Source organism: Kutzneria kofuensis (genome assembly GCF_014203355.1).
In the GTDB taxonomy this organism is placed as follows: Bacteria; Actinomycetota; Actinomycetes; order Mycobacteriales; family Pseudonocardiaceae; genus Kutzneria; species Kutzneria kofuensis.
The window spans coordinates 167829-186231 of the sequence record NZ_JACHIR010000004.1 but is presented as its reverse complement, the minus strand read 5'-3'; the positions used below and the strand labels follow the sequence as shown (position 1 = coordinate 186231).

14 protein-coding genes and 1 pseudogene are annotated in these 18403 nt (G+C 70.6%); 6 read left to right on the top strand and 9 right to left on the bottom strand.

Annotated features, from left to right (window positions below; translation table 11 throughout):
• Positions 1-41 precede the first annotated feature (41 nt).
• Positions 42-2636 carry a helix-turn-helix transcriptional regulator gene (locus BJ998_RS45520; RefSeq protein ID WP_221339748.1) on the top strand — a complete coding sequence of 865 codons (2595 nt, stop codon included), beginning with the start codon at positions 42-44 and terminating at the stop codon, positions 2634-2636.
• Positions 2637-2655: 19 nt separating this feature from the next.
• Here BJ998_RS45520 and BJ998_RS45515 read toward each other — a convergent pair whose 3' ends face one another.
• Positions 2656-3921 (bottom strand): extracellular catalytic domain type 1 short-chain-length polyhydroxyalkanoate depolymerase, encoded by a 1266-nt coding sequence (locus BJ998_RS45515; RefSeq protein ID WP_184870434.1) that lies wholly within the window; start codon positions 3919-3921, stop codon positions 2656-2658.
• A gap of 346 nt (positions 3922-4267) precedes the next feature.
• Here BJ998_RS45515 and BJ998_RS45510 point away from each other — a divergent pair, with 346 nt between their 5' ends.
• The 3 genes from BJ998_RS45510 (at position 4268) to BJ998_RS45500 (ending at position 7540) form a co-directional block, all read left to right on the top strand.
• The gene (locus tag BJ998_RS45510) at positions 4268-5368 is read left to right on the top strand and encodes an AI-2E family transporter (RefSeq protein ID WP_184870433.1); all 1101 of its coding nucleotides are present in this window, start codon (positions 4268-4270) and stop codon (positions 5366-5368) included.
• A gap of 167 nt (positions 5369-5535) precedes the next feature.
• Positions 5536-6471, top strand: a complete 936-nt coding sequence (locus BJ998_RS45505) for a polyphosphate kinase 2 family protein (RefSeq protein ID WP_184870432.1) — start codon at positions 5536-5538, stop codon at positions 6469-6471.
• A 307-nt stretch (positions 6472-6778) separates the two neighbouring features.
• Positions 6779-7540, top strand: a complete 762-nt coding sequence (locus BJ998_RS45500) for a Crp/Fnr family transcriptional regulator (RefSeq protein WP_184870431.1) — start codon at positions 6779-6781, stop codon at positions 7538-7540.
• Between the two features lie 60 nt (positions 7541-7600).
• Here the strand turns inward: BJ998_RS45500 and BJ998_RS45495 are convergent, their stop codons facing one another.
• The 3 genes from BJ998_RS45495 to BJ998_RS45485 form a co-directional block, all read right to left on the bottom strand.
• Complete coding sequence (locus BJ998_RS45495) at positions 7601-8410, bottom strand: Crp/Fnr family transcriptional regulator (RefSeq protein WP_184870430.1); 810 nt, start codon at positions 8408-8410, stop codon at positions 7601-7603.
• Positions 8411-8650: 240 nt separating this feature from the next.
• The gene (locus BJ998_RS45490) at positions 8651-8878 is read right to left on the bottom strand and encodes an HC3 family zinc finger protein (RefSeq protein ID WP_184870429.1); all 228 of its coding nucleotides are present in this window, start codon (positions 8876-8878) and stop codon (positions 8651-8653) included.
• A 463-nt stretch (positions 8879-9341) separates the two neighbouring features.
• Positions 9342-10382 carry an alpha/beta hydrolase gene (locus tag BJ998_RS45485; RefSeq protein WP_184870428.1) on the bottom strand — a complete coding sequence of 347 codons (1041 nt, stop codon included), beginning with the start codon at positions 10380-10382 and terminating at the stop codon, positions 9342-9344.
• A 231-nt stretch (positions 10383-10613) separates the two neighbouring features.
• Here BJ998_RS45485 and BJ998_RS48365 point away from each other — a divergent pair, with 231 nt between their 5' ends.
• Positions 10614-11435, top strand: coding sequence for an SAM-dependent methyltransferase (locus BJ998_RS48365; protein ID WP_312890701.1), 822 nt, complete (start codon positions 10614-10616; stop codon positions 11433-11435).
• A gap of 33 nt (positions 11436-11468) precedes the next feature.
• Here the strand turns inward: BJ998_RS48365 and BJ998_RS45480 are convergent.
• The 4 genes and pseudogenes from BJ998_RS45480 to BJ998_RS45465 form a co-directional block, all read right to left on the bottom strand.
• Positions 11469-12215: pseudogene (locus BJ998_RS45480) on the bottom strand (cytochrome c oxidase assembly protein); the annotation flags it as partial.
• Positions 12216-12220: 5 nt separating this feature from the next.
• Positions 12221-12772 (bottom strand): DUF2243 domain-containing protein, encoded by a 552-nt coding sequence (locus tag BJ998_RS45475; protein ID WP_184870426.1) that lies wholly within the window; start codon positions 12770-12772, stop codon positions 12221-12223.
• Positions 12773-12953: 181 nt separating this feature from the next.
• Positions 12954-15236, bottom strand: a complete 2283-nt coding sequence (locus BJ998_RS45470; protein WP_184870425.1) for a cellulase family glycosylhydrolase — start codon at positions 15234-15236, stop codon at positions 12954-12956.
• A 527-nt stretch (positions 15237-15763) separates the two neighbouring features.
• The gene (locus tag BJ998_RS45465) at positions 15764-16555 is read right to left on the bottom strand and encodes an FkbM family methyltransferase (RefSeq protein WP_246490238.1); all 792 of its coding nucleotides are present in this window, start codon (positions 16553-16555) and stop codon (positions 15764-15766) included.
• Between BJ998_RS45465 and BJ998_RS45460 the strand changes: the two genes are divergently transcribed.
• Entirely contained in the window at positions 16535-17089 is a 555-nt protein-coding gene (locus tag BJ998_RS45460) for a hypothetical protein (protein WP_184870423.1), read from the top strand. The genes BJ998_RS45465 and BJ998_RS45460 overlap by 21 nt on opposite strands.
• Positions 17090-17173: 84 nt before the next feature.
• Here the strand turns inward: BJ998_RS45460 and BJ998_RS45455 are convergent, their stop codons facing one another.
• Positions 17174-18310, bottom strand: coding sequence for a CHAP domain-containing protein (locus tag BJ998_RS45455; RefSeq protein ID WP_184870422.1), 1137 nt, complete (start codon positions 18308-18310; stop codon positions 17174-17176).
• Positions 18311-18403 lie beyond the last annotated feature (93 nt).

Genomic DNA, 18403 nt, shown 5'->3' with positions numbered 1-18403 from the left:
CCACTCGTCCTACGCTCTGCCGGGTGAGCGGGAGTTGGCCCTTGACCGGCCGTGCGGAGGAACTGGGATTCATCGACGCCGCGGTCCGCCGCGCGGCCGGAGCGAAGGGCGTCGTGCTCGCCGGGGCCGCCGGGGTGGGCAAGACGCGGCTGGCCCGCGAAGCGCTGGCGGCGCTGGCCGGGCGGGGCACGGCCACCCGATGGGTGTGCGCGACCATGTCCGCGCGCGGGCTGCCGCTGGGGGCGTTCGCCGGGTTGCTCGGCGAGCTCGATCCGTCGTCGGCGGGACTGTTGGGCAAGGCCATCGACGCGCTGCTGGCCGGCGCGCCGCGGGCGGGCGTGGTGGTGGGGGTGGACGACGCCCACCTGCTCGACGAGCTCTCGGCGCTGGTGCTGCACGAACTGGTGCTGCGCGCGGCCGCGACGGTGGTGGTGACGGTGCGCTCCGGTGAGCCGGCACCGGACGCGGTGACCGCGCTGTGGAAGGACGGCCACCTGGACCGGTTGGAGGTGCAGCCGCTGTCGGCGACCGAGACCGCCGGCCTGCTGGAGGCGGTGCTCGGTGGTCCGGTCGACGGCGTCGGCGCCGAGCGGCTGTGGGCCCTCACCCGGGGCAACGCCCTGTTCCTGCGGCAGTTGGTGGACGGCGAGATCGAGTCCGGCCACCTGCGCGAAACCGGTGGCGTATGGCGGTGGACCGGCGCACCCGCGGTGTCGCCCGGGCTGGTCGAGCTGGTCGGCGCGCGGATGGGCCGGCTGTCCGAGCCGCTGCTCGAGGTGGTCGACACGCTCGCCCTCGGTGAGCCGCTCGGCGCCGGCCTCCTCGCCGGACTGACCGGCGCCGCGACCGTGGAGGAGGCGGAGTCCCGCGGGCTGATCGAGCTCACCCCGGACGGGCGGCGGCTTCAGGCCCGGCTGGCCCACCCGCTGTACGGCGAGGTACGCCGGTCGGCGATGGGGCGGCTGCGCGCCCGGCGGCTCAGCGGTGAGATCGCCCGAGCGATCACCGCCACCGGTGCCAGGCGCGCCGAGGACACGCTGCGGCGGGCCGTGCTCACCCTCGACTCCGACCTGGAGCCCGACCCTGACCTGCTCACCGTGGCATCCGGCGCGGCCACCGAGATGCTGGACCTGCCGCTGGCCGAGCGGCTGGCCACGGCGGCGGTCGCCGCCGGCGGCGGTTTCGATGCCCGGCTGAACATGGCGAACGCGCTGTCCTGGCTCAGCCGCGGCGAGGAGTCCGACAGTGAACTGCGGGTGCTGTTCGCCGGTGCGCAGTCGGACCTCGACCGCGTACGGGCGGGTTTTCCGCGGGCGGCCAACCTGTTCTACACGCTGCAGCGACCCGTCGAGGCGCTCGCGGCACTGGACGAGGCCGATGCGGCGGTCACCGACGGCGACCTGCGCGCGGCGTTGACCGGGTTGCGTGCGGCCTTCCTGGTCCATCTCGGACAGCCGGAGCTGGCAGTGCGGTGCGCGACCGAGGCCCTGGCCTCGCCCGCGTTGCCTCCGCCGGCGTTCGTGATGGCGAGTTTCGGCCTGGTCGGCGGGCTCGGCGTGCAAGGTCGGTGCGACGAGATCGGCGACGCCGCCGCCCGCGCCTACGCGGCGGGCGCCACCGCGGGCGCCGCGGTGCCGTCGTTCGGCCTCGGGTACTGGCACACGCTCGCGCTCCAGCTGGCCGGATACCTGTCGGAGGCCGAACAGGTCGCCGAGGAGCTACGCCGCCGGGGCGCGGACATTCCGGGGGCGCCACAGCTGTACGGCACGGTGCTGGCCGGCCGGGCCGCGCTGGCCAGCGGCCGGCTCCGCACCGCGATCCGCATGCTGCGCGAGGCCCGCACCGGCCTGTCGCCGTTCGACACCTCGGGGTTCGAGGAGCTGTGCCTGGTCGCCTTGGCCAGTGCGCACGCGACCGTCGGCGAGGTCGCCGCGGCCCGCGAAGCGCTGGATCGGCTGGGCGACGTTCACCACCCCGGCTGGGAGTTCCTCGAACCCGAGGCCGAGCTGGCCCGCGCCGGGCTGGCCGCCGCCGAAGGCGCTCTCAGCCAGGCCGTCACGAGTGCCCGCACCGCCGCCGACATCGCCGCCGGCCGCGACCAGTTCGCCCTCGAAGTGCTGGCGCTGCAGACCGCTACGCGGCTTGGCGATCGCACCGTCGCCGCCCGTCTCGGTGAACTCGCCGGCCAGGTGTGCGGGCCGCGTGCACAGGCCGCCGCGGCGTACGCCGCCGCATTCGCCGCCGACGACGGCGACGGGCTACACGCCGCCTCTGCCCGGCTGGAACAGATGGGCGACCTCCTTGCCGCCGCCGACGCCGCCGCACAGGCCGCGGAGGTGCACGCCCGCCACGGCCGTCGCGGGGCGGAACAGACTTCCGTCGCCCGCGCGCACCGGCTCGCCGCGCAGTGCGAGGGCGCCCGCACCCCCGCCCTCACCGCCGCCGTCCGCCCGCTGCCGCTCACCGCGCGCGAACGCGAGATCGTCACGCTCGCCGCGGACGGCCTGTCCAACCGCGAGATCGCCGACCGGCTGCTCGTCTCGGTCCGTACCGTCGAAGGACACCTGTACCGGGCCGGCGCCAAGCTCGGCGTCACCGACCGCACCCAGCTGGGGTCCGTGCTGCGGGGCGACTGACGACCCGGCGGCGGCCGTCTCAACAGGACGGTACGACGGCGTAGTACCCGGGCGAGGTCTCGGACAGGCTGGTGATCACGGCGACGTTCCACAACCCCATGGCGTCGTTCGAGCCGACGGCGTAGGCGTAGCCGCCGCTCTGGTAGGCGCGACCGGCCACCGTGTGGGCGTAGTTGTTGGCTGTGAAGCACTGCACGGGCGGCGTGGTGGTGGTCGTCGTCGTCGTTGTCGTCGTCGGAGGTGGAGTGCCACCACCGTTGTCCAGCCCCCAGAACAGCGCCGTGTAGTAGGTCGAGCAGATGTAGTCCAGGTAGTACGTGTCGGTGCTGCCGCAGTTGTCCGCGCCAGTGCCCGGATGCACGGCCAGGCCATGGGCCATGCCGGAAACCGAGTAGAGCTCGACCGCGGGCTGTCCGTGCGAGTCGTTGTAGATGTTCTCGGTGGTGCCGCCGCTGAGCGTCCGTGTGCTGGACGGCGTCTGGCTGATACCCCAGACGTTCGTCCACTGGTCACGCTCCTCCGTGGCGTTCACCGGGGACACGGTCGTGTCCGCGGTGCCCTGCCAGATGGCGACACGCGGCCACGGCCCGGCGTAGCCGGGATCGGCCGCGCGGACCAGGTCGCCCCACTGCGCCGGCGTCTTGTTCTGGTTGCTGTACTGGCAGTTCGTCGCTTGCACCAGGCTCGTCGCGCACTGCGCCGGCAGGCCGGAGTCGATCGCGCCGCCGGCGAACACGTCGGGGTAGTCGGCCAACAGGTTCGAGGTCATACCGCCGCCGGCGGACAGGCCGGTGACGTAGATGCGCTTGGGGTCGACGTGGTACGTGGACTGCGCGTACGACACCATCTCGCGGATCGACTCCGCCTCGCCCCGGCCCCGGCTGTCGTCCGACGGCGTGTACCAGTCGAAACAGCTCTGCGGGTTGTTGGACGAGCTCTGCTGCGGGAACACCACGGCGAAGCCCCACCGATCGGCGTACTGCGCCCAGCCCGAGTGCTGGTAGTAGTCGCCGGCGCTCTGCGTGCAGCCGTGCAGCGCCACCACCAGCGGCGCGTCGGCTGACAGGCCGGCCGGCAGATAGCTGTACATCGACAGGTTGCCGGGGTTGGGCCCGAAGCCGGTGACCTGACTGTACGTCCCGGCCGCCGCAGCCTCGCCGGAACCGGCCGGGCCCACGGCGGCCACTGCGGAGCCGGCCACGAACGCCGCGGCGGCGGCCAAGGCCAGTGTTCGACGGATCGATCGACGGTCGGCCGGGGCACGATCGGGAGGCAGGGGATGCATCGTCGCACCTTTCCCACGCGCGGACGGTTCACCGACCAACGCTAGGGCCGCCGCCTGACCCGGACCATGTCCCGGCGAACCAGCATCGACGCCACGAGAGTGTGGGCCGGCCACACGCCACCCTGCCGCCACACTCCATGCCGGCGAGGCACTTCCGGACGAAACGTTCGTGGGGACTGTGTCACCCCGGACGGATGAGGACTCCGCCGTGCCGGCCGTGCCACAGTGCCGGCATGTGCGGTGATGACGCGGGTAGCGCGAACGAAAGCAGCGGCAGGTGACGAGTCCCATACCTGACGGACGGATCCCGGCCGCTTCGGCGGCCGCACCGCGTGCGGGCGCGGTCATGCCACGTGGCCTGGTGATTCTCCTCGGCGCCGCCGCGGCGGTCGTCACGGTGGCCGGGATCAGGGCGGCGGCGTGGCTGATCGCGCCGACGCTGCTGGCGCTGGTCATCGTGATCGTGATCAGCCCCGTGCACAAGCGGTTGCGGCGTCACGGGTTCCCCGCCTGGGCCGCGACGCTGGTGCTCGTCCTGTTGGTCTACGGCGTTCTGGTCGCGTTCAGCCTGGTGGTGGTCGTCTCGCTGGCGCGGCTGGCCACGCTGTTGCCCCAGTATTCGGACCGGTTCCAGGTGCTCGTCGCGGAAACCGCCGACGTGCTGGGCCGGTTGGGCGTCGGATCGGCCCAGCTCCGCGACATCGCCGCCTCGCTGGACGTCGGCAAGGTGCTGTCCTACCTCGGAGCCCTGCTGGCCGACCTGACCGGAGTGACGACCAGCATCGTGTTCCTGCTGGCGTTGCTGCTCTTCCTCAGCATGGAGGCCGCCGGCGTCGACGCGAGGATGCTGGAGATCGCGGCCGACCGCCCGCAGGTCACCGTCGCCCTCGAGGGCTTCGCCCACCGGACCCGGCGGTACCTGGTCGTCACGACGGTCTTCGGCCTGATCGTCGCCGCGCTGGACACCGTCGCGCTGGCGTGGATGGGCATCCCGCTGGTGGTGTTGTGGGGCCTGCTGTCGTTCGTCACGAACTACATTCCGAACATCGGCTTCGTCCTGGGGCTGCTCCCGCCCGCGCTGCTCGCCCTGGCCGGCAACGGCTGGCAGCTCATGCTGATCGTCATCCTGGTGTACACCGCGATCAACTTCGTCGCGCAGTCGCTCATCCAGCCCTACTACGTCGGCGACGCCGTCGGGCTGTCGGCCGCGGCCGCGTTCATGGCGTTGGTGTTCTGGGCCTGGGTCCTCGGCCCGCTGGGCCTGCTGCTGGCGATTCCGGCGACGTTGCTGGTCATGGTCGTGCTGGTCGACGTCGATCCGCACGCCGGCTGGGTCGCCGCGCTGCTCCGGACACCGCCACGGGCCTCGCGGAAGTCCGCCGCCCGGCGGAGGAGAAAGGCGGGGGGAGAGCGGCGGCAGCGCGGTGATCAGCACCGACGAGCCTGATGCCGCCGGCTGGGCCGTGCCCGCACCGTCCATTTCGGACGGAACGGGGCGGTGCGACATGGTCGTCCCGGACGGGCCGCGGTTGCGATGGTGGCCAGGACGTGGACATCATCGCGGGGACGATCCACCGAGCCTCGTCCCGGGGCCGGCACCGAGGGAGGCGTCGAGTGAACGAGGTGCGGGCCAGGTGGACGGCGGACTTCATCGAGCCACTGCGGGTCGAGCCGGGTTCGAAGGTCAGGCTGGCCCGGGACTTCGACCCGGCCTTCAAGGCCGGGGTGACGAAGAAGCGGGAGGGCCGGGAGCTGTTGGCGGCCGGGGTCGACCTGCTCGCCGAGTACCAGCGCAGGTTGGCCGCGGAGAAGACCCGTGGGGTGCTGGTGTGCCTGCAGGCGCTCGATGCCGGTGGCAAGGACGGCACGATCCGGCACGTGATGAGCGGGGTCAACCCGCAGGGCGTGAAGGTGAGCAGCTTCAAGGTCCCCTCGGCCGAGGAGCTCGATCACGACTACCTGTGGCGCTACGCGCGTCGGCTGCCCGCCCGCGGTGAGATCGGGATCTTCAACCGGTCGCACTACGAGGAGGTTCTCGTGGTCCGGGTGCACCCGGAGAACCTGGACCGGCAGCGCCTGCCCGACGCGTCCCGGGGCAAGGACATCTGGGCCCGGCGGTACCGCGAGATCAACGACTGGGAGCGGTACCTGACCGACAACGGGATCGTCGTGGTGAAGCTCTTTCTCAACCTGTCGTGGGAGGAACAGCGCGCGCGGTTCCTCAAGCGGATCGACGTGCCCGAGCGGAACTGGAAGTTCTCCGCCGCCGACATCCGGGAACGGCGGTTCTGGAAGGACTACCAGCGCGCGTTCTCCGAGATGCTGTCGGCGACGAGCACTCCGTGGGCGCCGTGGCACGTGATCCCGGCGGACCGGAAGTGGTTCGCCCGCCTGTGCGCCGGTGCGGTGCTGGCGCACACGTTGATGGAACTTGATCCGCAGTACCCGAGCGTGAGTGACGAGGCTCGTGACGAGCTGCGGAAGGCCAGGGCAGAGCTCGAGGCCGAGGAGAACGCTCCCACGGCGGCGGGCGGTTCACGCCGAGCCTGATGACGTGACGTCGAGGCGTCCCGGACCGCGCGGTATGCCCGCACCGCCGAGGGGCCGCCGTCGCGCCGGGGTCAGTCTTCGGTCCGTTGCGGCGAATGCTCGTGCAGGCGATGTCCGCGTGGGTACGGAGGAATCAACCCGCACTGCGCCGTTCGGGGGTGACTCGTATCGCCCGATAGGGTGGCATCGATCGGCCTTGTCTACTGCCCCGCGCTGTCGTCTGGCAAGTTGCATCCTGCATATCGCGTCGTGACGCTCGTCGACCGGTGTCCCGTCCCTGTCGGCAGCAGCTGGAGGGGAGCGACAGATGGACGACGCCAGGCCCGAGCATCGCCGCGCCGGGCTGGAGAAGGCACGATTCGCGGCTTGTTGCCTGTCCGGCGGCGAGACCCCCGAGAACTCGGGCGACATCGACTTCGGCGTGCTGTCGACGCTGGCCGCCCAGTTGTCGCTGCGGTCGCTGCGGCCCGGCGAGAAGCTGTGGCAGGCGGACCGGCCGCCGTCGGCGGTCTGGATCATCCAGCACGGCCTGGTCGAGGTGGCCCTCGGGCGGGGCGCGCGCCGCCGGGTCGTGCAGACCGCCGGCGCCGGCGAGGTCGTCGGCATGGTTCAGCTGCTCGGCCGGCAGGTTCTGCCGTGCCAGGCCCAGGCGGTGGACACCGTGTCGGTCCTGGAATGGCCGGCCGGCCTGTTCTTCGGCACGCTGCACCGGCACCCGGCGCTGGCCCGGATGCTGCTGCCCACGCTGAGCAGGCGCGTGACCAGCGGGTGGGTCCGGCTCGCCTCGGTCGCGGTCAGCAGCCTCGAGGTCCGCGCGGCGCGCATGCTGCTGATCGAGGCGCGGGACGATGTTGTCGCGTTGCCGCAGGACGTCGTCGCGTCGATGATCGGCGCCTCCCGGCCGGCGCTCAACCGCATCCTGCGCGGACTCCGGACGGCCGGCGTCATCGAGCTGTCCTACCGGGCGATCCGGATCCTCGACCGCGCCGCCCTGGTCCGGCTCGCCCAGCCCTATCAGGACGAACCGGTCGGCGTGCTCGACAGCCGCCGCCGTGCGGAACCGAAGTAGCTGTCCATTCCGCACCCACGCAGGGAAGGGGTTGACCGAGCCACCCTGCCGGGCGCGGCGTCAGCAACCCGTGTGGAGCTGGCGTATCCGCGGCCCGCGCGACAGCTCGTGCTGTGCGGGCGCCGTCGTGGACTGGGCCAGGTCGTCGAGCCGGTCGTGGTCGAGGAGTTTGATCCTGCGGTACTGAAGCTCGATCGTCCGGTCCCGCTGGAAGTCCCGCAGCACGCGGTTGAGCGCCGGCCGCGACGCGCCGATCATCGACGCCAACGTCGCCTGCGAAACCGGCACCACGCCGTCGCGTTCCTCCAACAGCAGTATGCGCGCCGCACGCACCTCCAAGCTGCTGGCCAGCACGGTCGACAGCCGAACTCGCCCGTCGACTATGCGGTTGGCCAGACCGTGCAGCAACATTCGGGCCAGCGCGGGATTCCGCTCCAGCTGAACGAGAAACTCGTGCGCCGGCCACAACAACGCGGACACATGGGTGGTGGCGTGCACGCGGCACGGCGTCCGGCGGCCCGACATCAGCGGAGCCAGGCCGAACGCGTCCCCGCGGCACAACGTCTGCACCACACACCGGTTGCCGTTGGCGCCGACGGCGACCTCCGCGATGCCGTCCTGGACGATCCATATGCCTGGCGGCCACTGTCCGGGCGAGCACAGGTCCTCGCCGGCGCGGAATTGCCGGGCGCACAACTGGTCCGCGAGCGTCGACACGACGGACCACTCCTCCCGCCGCGCGCCGCCGAGCGCGCGCACGGCGAATCGCGCGTTGGCCAGCGCGAGCGGCACATTTCTCGGTGTGACGTGCCGGCCGCCGGACACATCCGGCGCCACCCGCGCCAGCCGATTCCCCGCCAGTTCGTCCACCCGCGTCCTCCCCGAGATCCGGCCCCAGGTCCGCGCGCGGTATTTCCCTCGGCAGTTCTGTACACCGAATGCGGCGCGCGAACATCGTCCCTGTGAGAACCATTGGTGTACGAGTGCCGGGTTCCCCATGGTCGTGGTGAAGTCGTCGGGCCGGAATAGACACTGTCGTCCCGAGTACGATGTGGCCTGCGCGGGTGTTTCTGCGCGTGCCTCGGCAACTCCGGTTACCAGGACCGGCCGTCACCCGGCCCAGCGAAGCTGGATCCGCCGGGCCTCGTCATAGCAGTGCGGACACGTCGGCCACCACCACTCGTCCCGGTCGGCTCGACGGCTGACGATGACCACGCCGCACAGCGCCGGCAGCTCGGTGCCCGGCCAGGCGGGATGATCCGCGAGATAGCAGTGCCTCCGCAGCGCGGCGGGCTGCCAGGTGAAATGGGGCTGCGGCAGCTGTCCGCACGGGTTCACCGCCGCACCTGCCGCGGGCAGGAGGAGCGCAGGTCGTCCGTGCCGCCGGGACCGCCGTCCACGGAGAAGACCTGAACTCGCCGGCGGTTCATCTCCAGTAATCGGAACCGGGTCGCGGTCGGCGCCACATCGACCGTGGTCCGTCGGATGCGGTCCCTTGTTCGAATTTCGAGCGGGCCGCTGGACAGTTGGTCGATGATGCGTAGCGGGGAGGGTCGACGGAGCCTTTTTTCCATCACGGTCCACTCCTGGTGACGTGCGGCTTTTCGTCGTACGCATTCGAGTCTGCGTGTCCGACGCGTTCTTTCAACCGCGTGGCCATCCGCCAGGGGACGCAATGGTGTCTCGTCAGACAGTGTTCGCGCGGAATGACCCGCTCGTCATGATCGCCCGGCTTGGCCGCCTGGACGTCCGAGTCGACGCGCGCATAAGGGCCCGGCCGGTGCGCCGGGCCCTCGTGCGCTCAGATCCCGACGTACTGGCTCAGCCAGGCGCGACTGGCGTCGCGGTACAGCGAGGCGTTGGCGGCGAGTGCGACCGAGTGTCCGGCGCCGGCGAGCACGTAGGTCGTCAGGTGGGCGGCGGGGCCGAAGTACGGCGCCTCCTCGTCCTGCAGCGTGCCGGCGTAGGCACAGTTGCGGAGCAGCCCGCAGAAGCCGGTGTCGTTGGTGCCGTCGACGAGGAGCACCGGCGCGGTGATGTTCAGCGAGATCGGGCTCGCCAGGCCCACCCCGACGATGTCGAGCAGGCTGCTCGCGGAGACCTGGTCCTTGGCGTACGTCTCGTCGGCGGCGACGGCGAGCGGGTCGAGGTCGCCGGCGGAGTAGTACATCGTGCCGCGACTGCCGGGCACGGTGGTCAGGTAGCCGGGATCGCCGCCGCGCGAGGCCAGTTGCGGGTCCAGCGTCACCGGGTGCAGGCCGAGGGCGACGTCCTCGATCACGACGGGGGCGTCGGGCAGGTGGGTCATCCCGGTCAGCAGCACGCCGTCGACGTCGTGGTAAGTGGCCGCCTCGATGATCGAGATGGCCGAGCCGGCGGAGTGGCCGACGAGCACGACCTTGCTGAAGGCGATGCCGCCGACGGCACCGGCGCGGAGGTCGCCCACGACCGTGTGCACGGCGGCGGCCTGCATGGCGCCGGTGATGACGGCGCTCAACGGCCGGCTGCTCTGCCCGATGCCGATCTCGTCGACGGCGAAGGTGGCCAGCCCGTTGGCGGCCATGTCCCGTTGGTACGAGTAGTTGGCGGGCTGGTAGGGCAGGTCCCAGTACATCCGGTTGTACGTGGCGCCGTGCAGCAGCAGTTGGACCGTGGGGGAGACGGCGCCCGCCGGCAGGCACAACTGCCCGTGCATGCTCAGCGGGAGCAGCAGGTTGGTGGACACCGGCAGGGTGTATTCGGAGCAGCGGGCGGGGTCGGCGGATGCGGTGGGCGCGGCGGCGAGCAGCGCGCAGCCGGCGACGAGCGATGCCGCGAGAGCGGCCAAGGGTCTCAGTCTCATCGGGAAGGGGCCTCCTGGCGGTGGGGAAGCGTTGGCGGCCAGGGACGCTATCCCCGCTCGGACCCGGTGACACCGGTTCGACACGATCGTGTGAAACGCAGCGTGGCCGGTAACGGCCTGACCGGCTGACTTCCTTACCCTGAAAGGGTATTCGCTGCCGCCGAACGGGTGGTGCCGATCACCGTCGGCGTCGGCGTCCGGTACGGTCGCCCACCTCGGAGAGGTGGTTTTGTGGGTGAGAACGCGTCGAGACCCATCCCCTGGGTGGTCGACCTGAGCAGGCCGAGCCCGTCCAGGGTGTACGACTACCTCATCGGCGGCGCCTGCAACTTCGCGGTCGACCGGGACTGGGCCGAGCGGGCCATCGAGCAGATGCCCTGGTTGCGGGCCGCCGCCCGGTCCAACCGGGCGTTCCTGCGGCGGGCGGTGATCACCTGCGCCGAGGCCGGTGTCCGCCAGTACCTCGATCTCGGCTCGGGCATCCCGACCGGCGAGAGCGTGCACCAGATGGCCCGGCGGGTACAGCCCGACAGCCGTGTGGTCTACGTCGACAACGAGGAAGTCGCGGTCGCACACAGCACGCTGACCCTCGGCGGGGTGGCGGGCGTGGGCATCGTGGAGGCCGACATGCGACACGTCGGCGCCGTGCTCAGGGCCCCGGTCACCCGTCAGCTGCTGAACTTCGACGAACCGATCGGCCTGCTGATGACCGCGTCGCTGTACTACCTGCCGGACGCCGACGAGACGGCCGCCATGGTGGCCCACTACAAGTCCCTGCTCGCCCCCGGCAGCCACGTCGTGATCTCGCACGCCACCCTCGACCGGCGCCAGCGGGACCTGCTCGAGTTCGGTGCCGTCCTCGAGATGACCAAGTCACTGACCAGCGCCGCGACCGCCCGGTCCCGGGAGTGGATCGCGGCGCTGCTCGACGACCTGGAGGTGCTCGACCCCGGGCTGGTCTACACGTCGTTCTGGCGCCCGGAATCGGTGCGCGTGGTGGACGACACCCTGTGGCACGACTCGATGCTGGCCGCGGTGGCGCGGAAACCGTGACGGGCCGGACGTGTGCTCGGGGCGCCAGGTCGCGACGAGAGCGGCGGCGAGGAGCAGTTCGGCGATGTCGCCGCCGTAGTACATGATCTCCGCGGCTCCCCGGATCTGGGCGGCGGGGGCGTGGATGTCGATCCAGTATCCCCCGTACATCAACTGTGAGATCGCCGCGTGCGCTGCGATGGCGCAGCCGAGGTAGACCAGCCTGGTCCGGACGCCGGGTCGTGCGGGGGCGGGGTCGGGCCCGGCGATGACGTAGGCGAACAGGCAGCCGGAGAACAGGAAGTGGGCGTGCAGCAGCCAGTGCCCGGCCGGCTGGCTGGTGATCGTTTCGTGGAGCGGGCTGAAGTAGAGCACCGCGAGGCTGCCGGTCGACAACAGCAGCGCAATGGCGGGATGTGCCAGCAGTCGAGCCGGACGGCTGTGCAGGAGAGCGGTGAACTGCCGGCCGCGGCGGGTGGACACAGCCCGTAGTGCGAGGGTGACGGGTGCACCGAGCACAAGTGCCAGTGGCGCGTACATGCCGATCAGCAGGTGCTGGGCCATGTGACCGCGAAAGTCGATGTGGGCCCATGGTGCGACGGGCGGCAACAGTGCGACGGCCAGCAGGACGAGGCCGAGGGTGAAGCTGGCCGTTCGCCATCGGCTCCAGCCCAGTGCCGGGTTACGACGGTGGGCGCGCCTGGCCAGGTGCAGGTAGCCGGCGGCGCAGGCGAACAGGACGAGCGCGGGCAGCAGTGCCGAGAGGATGTCGTTGCCGGCCGTATGGGCGTGCTGGGGCATGTCCATCAGTCGGGTCGTCCTGCCACCTGGCCGCCGGGATCGACGGCGCGTCCGCTGCGCTGGAGCAGGTGGCCGCCGACGAGCAGCAGGGCGCCCAGGACGAGAAAGCCGATGTCCCACCAGAGCTGGTAAGGGCCGCCGCGGACGTGGTGGATGCCCAGGATGTGGTGGTCGAGGATGCCTTCGACGAGGTTGAACAGCCCCCAGCCGGCCAGGATCCAGCCCCACAGGACGCGGGAGGTCCACACGCGGCGGCGGTCGCGGGTGACGCGGTTGTAGAGGATGGCCAGGCCCAGCAGGACGGCCAGCCAGCACACGGTGTGGAAGACGCCGTCCCACACCGTGTTCATCCGCAGGCCGGGAACGGTGTCGGGGTCGTAGTACGGCACACCGATGTTGTCGGTGTTCGTGCTGGTCAGCATGTGGTGCCACTGCAGGATCTGGTGCAGCAGGATGCCGTCGACGAACCCGCCCAGCCCCACTCCGAGCACGATCCCCGGCAGTCGCAGGCTCGCCGGCGTCACCTCGGCACTGGCCCGGTCTGCTGTGCTGGCCATTCTCGGTCTCCGCTCCAGCCCACGCGTTCGTCGGTCACGGTCGCCACCGGCTTCCCGGCCTGACGCCACACAAACACGGGTGGCGTCGGGCCGACCTTCCGCCCGCGTGCACGCCGGAGCCGGCGCCGACGACCTGGACGGTGGTCGGCGCCGGGATCCGTCTCCGCGTCGGGAGTTCTTCTCACGCGGTCGTGCAGGTGCTTCCGTTGAGACTGAACGAGGACGGTGCCGGATTGGAGCCGCTGAACGTGCCGTTGAAGCCGATACCGGTTGAGGCGTTCGGCGCCAACGTGCCGTTCCAGGTCAGGTTGGTGGCCGTCACGTTGCCGCCGGACTGGGTGTACGTCGCGCCCCAACCTGGCATGGTGATCTGCTGACCTGCGGCGTAGCTGAAGGCCAGAGTCCAGCCGTTGACCGTGCTCGTGCCCGTGTTGGTGATGGTCACGTTGGCGGTGAACCCGTTGCCACCGCCCCAGTTGGACGCGGAGTAGGTCACCTTGCACGTCCCGGTGCCGCCGCCCGCGCTGGTCGTCGCGGTCGCGGTCCCGGAGCTGCCCGAGGAATTGCCGGCCGCGTCATGGGCTCGTACCTGGTAGCGGTACGTGGTCGACGCGGACAACCCCGTGTCGGTGAACGTGGTCGTCGCGGACGAGCCGACCGGGCTGAAGGTTCCACCGCTGGCGCCGGGTGCCCGGAGGATGTCGTATCCGGTCACGCCGACGTTGTCGGTCGACGCGGTCCAGGTCAGCTTCACGCTGGTGGACGTCACCGCGGACACGGTCGGTGTGTCCGGTGTGGACGGTGGCTGGGTGTCTTCGCCGCTCCCGCCACCGTAGACGGTGGCTTCCTTCGAGGTCTGCTTGACCCCGTTGGGGCCGTTGAGGAACCGCTCGCCCCACGGGGTGAGGCTGGCCGGGTCGAAGCCGTTGGTCATGTCGAGGTACGCGACGTCGCTGCTGTTGCCGCTCCACGACCAGCCGATGTAGCCGAGGCCACGGGCCTGCGCCTGCGCCATGATCGTGTCCTCGTCCGGGTTGCCGTCGGTGTGCATGCTCCCGAACTCGCCGACCACGAGCGGCAGCCCGGCGGTCTGGAACGCGTCGAAGTACGCGTTGATCTCCGCGGCGGTGTCGTAGACGCCGTACATGTGGATGGAGAAGACCGTGTTGTGCAGCGGATCGGCGCTGAGCACCGAGGCCGCGCCGTCACGCATGATGTTCTGCCAGTCCTGGCCCCACATCGGTGCGTCGGCCATCAGCAGGTGCTGCAACCCGGCGGCGCGCAACCGGGCGACCGCGTTGCTCGTCGCGCTGGCCCAGGTCGCGCTCACCTGCTGGTTGTTGCCGAACGGCTCGTTGCCCAGGTTGATGACGACGTAGTTCTCCTGGCCCTTCAGGGCACTGGCGACGCTGATCCAGTAGCTGGCCGCTTGGTCCAGGGTCGCGGCGCCGCTCTGCTCGCCGTACCCGGTGGTGTCGTGCGCTTCCAGCACGCAGATCAGCCGGTTCTGCTTGCACAGCGAGATGATGTTCGAGACCTCGGCGGCCGAGGTCGGTCCCCACCGCTGACCGCTGCCGAGCACCACTCGCACGGTGTTGGCGCCGAAGGACTTGATGTTCGCGAACGAGCTGTTCTGGCTCGGGTACCACACGTAGGCGTGGTTCACCCCGCGCATCACGAACGTGGCGCCGTTGCCTTCGACGATCCGGGTGCCGTCGACGTGCAGACCCGCCGCCGGGGTCGGACCGTCGCCCGGCAGGGCCGCGACGAGGGCGGGGTACCAGCGGGCCTCCATCTTCTGGATGCCGGTGGTGCTGTTCGGGTGCACCCCGTCACTGGTGTCGGTGGCGGTGTCGAACCCGGTCCACTGGTCGACCACGGTGATCGGAGACGCGGCCGTGCTGTGCGCCTGCGCCCATCCGGGGATGGCGTTGTTCAGGTCGACCACCCGCTGGCCGCACGCGGAGCAGCCGGACGGGTTCATCGGGATGATCTTGGCGACGACGAGCTTGGTCGCCGGGTTGCTGGCCCGCATCTGGCTGAGCAGCGTGGTGTAGGCGTCCAGGATCGTGGTCGCCGGAATGTTGTTCCACACGTCGTTGGTGCCCAGATGCATCAGCACGATGTCCGGGCGCGTCGCCGACAACCACCCGGGAAGCTGGTTGTCCCGGACGATCCCGGTCGCCAGGAACCCGCCATGGCCCTCGTTCTCGCCGTCGTAGCTGAATCCGCAGCCCGGGGCCGGCAGCGTGCCGACGAAGTCGATGTTGGTGTGACCGGTGTCCTGCAAGTGTTTCCACAGCAGGGCCCGCCAACAGCCGGGCGAACCGGTGATGGAATCGCCCAGTGCCATGATCCGCGTGGGCGCGGCCGCCCCGGCGGTGGCGGCCGCGGCGGGAGCCACGACGGCAACGGCGGCCAGCAGCACGCCGACCGCCACCACGCGGAGAAATCGCCGGAACATAACGACCTCCTCCAGTAAGCGGCCTGGCCAGGAAACGCCTTTGCCCGGCCGCACAAGTTCAAGCGTCTGTGTTCCCGTCAGGAGCGGCGCGCCGAGCATGGCCGCGTCGACGCGAAACCTGAGTGGTACCAAGTGGTTTTCGGCAGGGCGGTCGCAACGGACAGTGGCGTGCGCACACCAAGTCGTTGCGCCCCATGGGTGCTGCGTCTGACCGGTGAGCGCATTCCCGGGCCGGCACGGCGGGGAGCCCGGACACCGATGGTTTCGAGTGAAGCAGGGTGCCTGCGGAGGAGGGTACTTCCAGCGTGTGCCGCCGCCAAAACGTCTCGAAGCGGAAGTGCGCCGGCCGGCGGAACCTCCGGCGGTTCGACGGCCGACGTTCGTGCGAGCCCGGGCCATCATCGCCGGTAGCGGGCCATGTCGGTCGTCCGGGCGGTCGATGATGTGCCTGCCAGGGCAGCAGTGGCTGATGAAAGTTACAGTGATCGACGCGATGTCTTTGTCGTCACGGTGATCCCGGCCCGCGGCTAGCGGACGGCGAACACCATCCCGATGTCAGCGGCCTGCTGCACCGGGCCCTGCTCGGCGTTGACCGTGAAGCCATGCGTGCTGAAGACCTGGCAGATCGCGTCGCGGTTGTGCCGCCAGCCTTCGACCTCGACGACGGCCTGCCGGATGAGCGGCCAGTGCCGTTCCTCGACGCCGCGCAGCACATCGAGTTCGGCGCCCTCGACGTCGACCTTGAGCAGGTCGACGCGGTCGATGCCCTGCTCGTCGAGCACGGCCGACAGCGGCCGGACCGAGACCCGGTGCGTTTCCAGCTTGCGCATCACGCGCAGCTGGCGACCGACGAGAAGGCGCAGGACGGGGGCGGGCACGTGACGCAGTGCTGGTCCCAGGCCGCCCTGGCGGATCATCTCGACGATGCTGGCGGTGACCCGCTTTCGGTCGGCCTCGACATTCCCTTGGTTCCGCCGGGACGACGAGAAGATCGTGGCGGCCGGGAAGTAACTGAAGTCGAGCTCAGCGTCTCCTGCCGCCAGTCCGTAGGGCAGCGCGGTCAGGCGTCCGTTGAAGAACTCCCGAGCGTTTCGTTCCAGCGTCGTGTGGAGTGGCGGCAGCGGTTCGAAGGCGTAGATCCGCACATCGCCGTCCAATCGCTCGTAGACAGTGGCGGAGAAGACGCCGATGTTGGCACCCACGTCCAGCACCGTCGTCCCTGGTTCGCACGTGACGCCGTGGGCGAAGTAGCCCCCCACCTCCTCGCGCAGGAAGGACTCCTCCCAGGGATTGACGCAGTGCAGTTTGATCGCGTCCATCGTCACGCGCAGATGCATATCACGCTGCACGGATCATGGTTCCGCCAAACGGGCCACGTCCTGCGCGAGGGCCGGCTGACGCCAGGCACCGGCCCCAGCCACGCGCCGATACGGCGTGACCCGGCAGCCGCGTTCGCCACTCCCGAGGGATCCTCATGCCAGCCCTCCGTGGGTGCCCGGCTCCGGATCGCCGACTTCGTCAGGCTGAGACGGCGCGGGCACCGTTGTGCGGAGCAGCATGACCACCGCGCTTCAATTTCGGAATGGGCCTTCGCGCTCACGCCCGGGCGGCACTGGGCGGCGACCGATCCGGCCGAGGCGGTCGACAAGATCATCATCGGTCCGTGGTTCGGCCCCGCCCGCGGCCGCATCGAGCTGCGGCACCTGACGGTAGGCCGGGTCGGCGAGTGCGACCAGGTCGGCTACCGGCTCCAGGCCGGCGACCAGGTGGTCGAGCAGCAGGCGTACTACACCGCGCGGGACAACCGGATCGACACGATCCGCATCGTCTGCTCGGGCTACCAGCCGGCCTGACCGCCACCGTACGGGTCACGTGGCCGGACGGCGGAAAGTGGATCTCGCGCCGCCCCCCGGTCGACGCGAGATCCCGCCAATCGGTCAGTGGAACTGGTTGATGTGCACGAAGTTCGACGGCCAGTAGAACGTCAGGTTCCCCACCACGGTCGGGCTCTTGGTGCTGAACGTGTTCACCGAGTACTCGCCGTGCCCGGTCAGGTTGAAGTTCTCGACCACGATCGACCCGTCGGGGTTGACCTTGTCGACGTAGGCCACGTGGCCGAAGCCGGCCATGCCTCCGGAGTTGGCGTTCCACTGCGCCACCGCGCCGGGCGTCGGCGTCTGGTCGACCCAGAAGCTCGAGTTGTAGCGCGTCGCGTTGGTGGCCCAGTCCTTGGCGTCCGGGCCCATGCCCGGGTTGCCGCCGTTGATGTCCACCGAGTAGGTGCGGTAGTCGGTCGGCGTGCCGCCGGGCCCGCCGGTCTGCGTGTACTGCCGGCCGCCGGTGTTCTCGTAGATCTTCCAGGCGACGAACGAGTCGCACTCGCGGGCGTACTGGAAGCCGCCCCGGTTCGGAGCGTCGACGAAGTCGCTCGGCGGGTTCTTGGCCGGGTCGAAGGCGGCGTAGCGCCACGGATAGTCGTTGCCGGTGATCAGGTTGCGCGGACCGGGTCCCTCGGCCCAGTGCTCGCCGTCCTTGGCCACGGTCTGGTTGGCCTGGAGCACGCCCTGCAGGTCACCGGGGTAGTTCTGGCCCTGGTCGGCGGACACGTAGTAGCTGCCGCCGCTGGAGTCGTTCGCCTTGAGTGTGAAGACGGGGTAGTTGCCGCTGGTGCCGATCTGCACCTGGTAGAACGTCTCCCACGGGCCGACGGTGGTCTGGCCGGGCCGGGCGTGCAGGGCGCCCCGGTCGCGGCCGGTCCAGGAGAACTCGGCGCTGACATAGGCCTGGGCGACGTCCGACCAGAGCGCGACGGCGCCGTCGGGCATGCCGGACAGGTGCCGGATCTCGTAGCCCTCGTACGGGCCGGGGATGGTCGCGCGGGCCCGCAGCACGTTCTTGGCGTGCCGGCCCTGACTGTCGGTCCAGCCGGCCTCGGTGGAGACGTAGTTCCAACCGCTGACCGTCCGCAGGTACGTGTGGCGCTGCGTGGCGCCGGCCGCGCCGGCCGGCGCGGCCGCGGTCATCGCGGCGCCCAACGCGACGACGGCGGCGAGCAGTGGTAATCGGATACGCATCGAACCTCCTCGTGCCGGAACGGGTTCGATCCGAGACAAGCAGGACGCGCGGGGTGGTCGACACGGTCTGGACCGACCCTGGACCAGTCCCGG